General features: G+C 38.4%; 4 protein-coding genes and 1 pseudogene. 4 read left to right on the top strand and 1 reads right to left on the bottom strand.

Going from position 1 to position 4,307, the window contains the following annotated elements; translation table 11 throughout:
- From R3333_RS12770 to R3333_RS12755, 4 genes and pseudogenes are all read left to right on the top strand, one after another.
- Positions 1 to 424 (top strand): annotated as a pseudogene (locus tag R3333_RS12770) (phosphoglucomutase/phosphomannomutase family protein); the annotation flags it as partial.
- Positions 425 to 426: 2 nt separating this feature from the next.
- Entirely contained in the window at positions 427 to 1,494 is a 1,068-nt protein-coding gene (gene aroC, locus R3333_RS12765; protein WP_318959161.1) for a chorismate synthase, read from the top strand.
- Positions 1,495 to 1,549: 55 nt separating this feature from the next.
- Positions 1,550 to 2,953, top strand: a complete 1,404-nt coding sequence (locus tag R3333_RS12760; RefSeq protein WP_318959160.1) for a dicarboxylate/amino acid:cation symporter — start codon at positions 1,550 to 1,552, stop codon at positions 2,951 to 2,953.
- The gene (locus R3333_RS12755; RefSeq protein WP_318959159.1) at positions 2,950 to 3,903 is read left to right on the top strand and encodes a cytochrome-c peroxidase; all 954 of its coding nucleotides are present in this window, start codon (positions 2,950 to 2,952) and stop codon (positions 3,901 to 3,903) included. Before R3333_RS12760 ends, R3333_RS12755 begins: the two co-directional genes overlap by 4 nt.
- Before the next feature lie 62 nt (positions 3,904 to 3,965).
- Here R3333_RS12755 and R3333_RS12750 read toward each other — a convergent pair.
- Positions 3,966 to 4,307, bottom strand: a 342-nt coding sequence (locus tag R3333_RS12750; RefSeq protein WP_318959158.1) for a putative porin, incomplete at its 5' end; no start/stop codon positions are given.

Genomic DNA, 4,307 nt, shown 5'->3' with positions numbered 1-4,307 from the left:
GTTAGGTGGTGAAGAGTCTGGAGGTATTGCTACAAAAGGTCACATTCCTGAAAGAGATGGAATTTGGATGGGATTGATCATTTGGGAATATATGGCTAAATCGGGTAAATCATTGAATGAATTAATCGAAGAGGTGTACGAATTAGTTGGACCATTTAAGTTCGAGAGAAGTGATTTACACATTACAGAAGAGTTGAAACAAAGTATTATCTCTAATTGTAAAGCGAATAAATACGCTTCATTTGGAGAGTATAAAGTAACAGATATTCAAACCATCGACGGATTCAAATTCTTCTTAGATAATGGAGGATGGGTAATGATACGTCCTTCTGGAACTGAGCCTGTATTGCGTGTTTATGCAGAAGGTAAAGACTTAGAGGAGGTTCGTAAAATGTTAAGAGCTACTGAAAAAGAAATATTGTAATTATGGCAGGAAATTCTATTGGAACTCAATTTAGACTCACCAGCTTCGGAGAATCACACGGAGAAGGACTGGGGGGAATTATCGATGGTATGCCGTCTGGAGTTGCAGTAGATTTGGATTTTATTCAAGATGAATTGAATAGAAGAAGACCTGGTCAAAGTGCTATCGTAACTCAAAGAAAAGAGGGCGATCGCATAGAAATATTGTCGGGCGTTTTTGAGGGTAAAACCACAGGAACGCCCTTGGCTTTTTTAATTCGTAACGAAAATCAGAAGTCAAAAGATTATTCTCATATCAAAGACACTTACCGCCCCTCTCACGCAGATTATACTTATGATCAAAAATATGGTATTCGCGATTACAGAGGAGGAGGGAGATCAAGTGCCAGAGAAACTGTTGCTCGTGTTGTAGCGGGTGCATTTGCAAAACTCTTCTTAAAAGAAGAAGGAATTTCTTTTACAGCCTTTGTACATCAAATTGGTCATCTTAAACTGACTAAAGCGTATGCAGAGTTGGACTTGGCGAAAGCAGAGACCAATGTTGTACGTTGTCCAGACCCTGAATTAGCGGTAGAAATGGAGAACTTTGTAAAGGAGGTTCGAAAAGATGGAAATACGGTAGGAGGAGCAATTCAATGTGTTATTCAAGGTTTACCTGCAGGATTAGGAGAACCTGTGTTTGATAAACTACATGCTGATCTAGGAAAGGCAATGTTGTCCATCAATGCCGTAAAAGGATTTGAATATGGATCAGGATTTGATGCTGTAACCATGAAAGGTTCTGAGCATAATGATACTTTTAATTCAGATTTTTCGACGCAAACAAATCATTCGGGTGGTGTACAGGGAGGTATCTCCAATGGTGAAGATATTTACTTCAACGTCGCCTTTAAACCCGTTGCTACTTTGATGCAAAAACAACATACAGTAAATGTAGAAGGTAAGACCGTTGAAATGGAAGGAAAGGGTAGGCACGACCCTTGTGTAGTTCCTAGGGCAGTAGTTATCGTTGAAGCGATGGCTGCAATCACAATTATGGATCACTTTCTCCGTGCAAAGAGCTACCAATAACTGGACATTCTAGCTCTGGTATTTTACTTATATTAGTCCCCACAAGTCAAATTTTATGAAGGAAAAGAAGAAGATGGCCTTGCATTGGCGTATAATGATTGCAATGGCTTTAGGTGTGATTTGGGCAATTGTTTCAAACTATTTAGGATGGAATGATTTTACAACAGATTGGATAGGTCCATTCGGAACCATCTTTATTAATTCATTAAAGTTTATCGCTATTCCTTTGATCCTCTTTGGAATTATAGGAGGTGTTGCGAGTTTAGAAAATATTGGAACCCTAGGTAAAATGGGAGGAAAAACCCTATTAACCTATCTCATTACTACGGTAATCTCTGTAAGTTTAGGATTGATACTTGTGAATATATTCAATCCAGGAAAAACGGATGACGAAGCAATGGCGCGTCAAAATCGTTTGGAGTATGAGATGTGGGCGACAGATAATAATGTGGAAATAAAAGACAATAAAAATCTTTTGGCCACAGCTACACCAGAAGAAATTAGTAAGATTAAATCCGTGATGGTATCTGACACTACTTCTGCAGATTACAAGGATGTTGTCGCGAAGAAAAGTGCTGCAGAACAAAAAATGGGAGGACCATTACAGCCTTTGGTAGATATGGTTCCTACTAATTTATTCAAAGCTTTTGCTCAAGGCGAAATGCTTCAAGTAATTTTCTTTGCCATCTTTTTTGGAATAGTGCTCGCTTTCTTACCCAATGAAAAAGTAGGTGTGGTTATCAATTTTGTAAATGGTATGAATGAAGCCTTTGTAAAAATGGTCGATTTTATCATGATAGCTTCTCCTTATTTCATTTTTTGTTTGATGGCCGGAGTATTGGCAAAGATGGCAGATACACCAGAGGAAATGTTTGAAATATTCTACAGTTTAGGGAAATACGCCTTGGTGGTATTAGCAGGATTATTACTCTTAATTTTTGGTTTCTACCCTTTACTATTAAGATTATTTGGAGCAAAAGTGGGGTACAGAGAATTCTTCAATGCGATGAGTCCGGCTCAATTTTTAGCTTTCTCAACGGCTTCTAGTGCCGCGACTTTGCCCGTTACTATTGAATGTGTAGAAGACACCTTAAAAGTACCACAACGTGTAACACGATTTGTATTGCCCATTGGAGCAACAGTAAATATGGACGGTACTTCATTATATCAATCAGTAGCGGTAATCTATTTGGCTCAACTCTTTGGTGTAGATTTAGACTTCCAACAGCAACTAGGGATAGTAGCAACAGCAACATTAGCATCTATAGGTTCGGCGGCTGTTCCAAGTGCTGGATTAATTATGTTAATGATCGTTTTAGAGTCTGTAGGTCTAAATTCATTTTGGGTAGTCCTAATTTATCCTATAGATCCTTTACTAGATAGATTTAGAACGGTTGCCAATGTAACCAGTGATGCCACGGTTTCTACTATCATAGCTAAAACAGATAAGGAAAAATGATTCAGAAATATTTCTTTCTAAGTGTTTTTGCATTTACAATTTCATGTAAAACACAAACTAGCGAAATTACTCCATGGGAGATTTCTTACCCGGAAGATAATGCACCGAATAACGAAATAGCCGCCTTCGGAAAGGAGTTGTTTTTTGATAAAAACTTATCTGTAGACAATAGTATCTCTTGTGCATCTTGCCATTTACCCGAGTTTGCTTTTGCTGATACCCTTGCCTTTTCGAAAGGAGTAAATGGAAGACAGGCGGGGAGAAATACACCCTCTATTATCAATTCAGCTTTCAGTCACAGATTCATGGGGGAAGGTCAAGTACCTACCCTGGAGATGCAAGTACTGCTTCCTTTATTGGATAAAAATGAAATGGGAGCATCTATGAAAGATGTGATACAGGAGTTAAAACCTAAATACAATGCCCAAGCTCAGAAGCTCTTCAATAGAGATTTAGACCCTTATGTTCTAACCAGAGCTTTGGCAAATTATGAACGTACATTGGTTGCGTATGCATCACCTTTTGACCAGTATTTTTACGGGGGAGATAACAATGCAATCAGTGATGATGCCAAAGCAGGTTGGAAATTATTTTCTGAGGACCTTAATTGCGTAGTTTGTCACCCAGCACCTAAATTCACAGCACATGAGCTTAAAAATAACGGACTCTATAAAGATTATCCGGATGAAGGAAGGTACAAGGTAACGGGGAGATTTGAGGATAAGGGCAAGTTTAAAGTTCCTTCTTTAAGAAATGTGGAATTAACAGCTCCTTATATGCACGACGGTAAATATGCCACTTTAGAAGATGTTGTAGCGCATTATGCGAAAGGGGGCGAGGGACATCCAAACCAAGATTCACTTATCTCAGGGTTTGAAATTACGCAAGAAAAGAAAGTACAGCTTTTGTCTTTTTTAAAGACCCTAACAGATACGAATATTCAGAAATAGACGAACTTTCTTAAAAAAGTAAGATGGGTGTTGTTCACTTTTGTTTGGGAGTAATGCCTATACTAGTTGAAGAAGTCCCAACTCACACCAAGCCTTAAAAACATAGGCATAATCGTGTAATTATCATCTACTCGAATTCTTTCGTCGTTCCAAAGGCTGGATAAATTCTCAGCACGTAAAAAGAGCCTGAAAGGATCTAAATCAATAGCACCGAAAGCGTGAACAACAAAGTAATCTCCCGTATTGGCAGCTCCTACAACAGGAGAGTATAAACTCATTTCGGGGAGGTAAAGCATGCTGTTGTATCCAGACAGGTATTGAATGTCGAATCCTATATTTAGTTTCAATTTTTCAGCTTTGAACATCGGTGTGTTGTAGGCTATTCTATTCGATGAAATGAACTT

Source organism: Lishizhenia sp. (assembly GCF_033720595.1).
Lineage (GTDB): Bacteria > Bacteroidota > Bacteroidia > Flavobacteriales_D > Crocinitomicaceae > Lishizhenia.
This window is presented reverse-complemented; position numbering and strand designations above follow the sequence as displayed.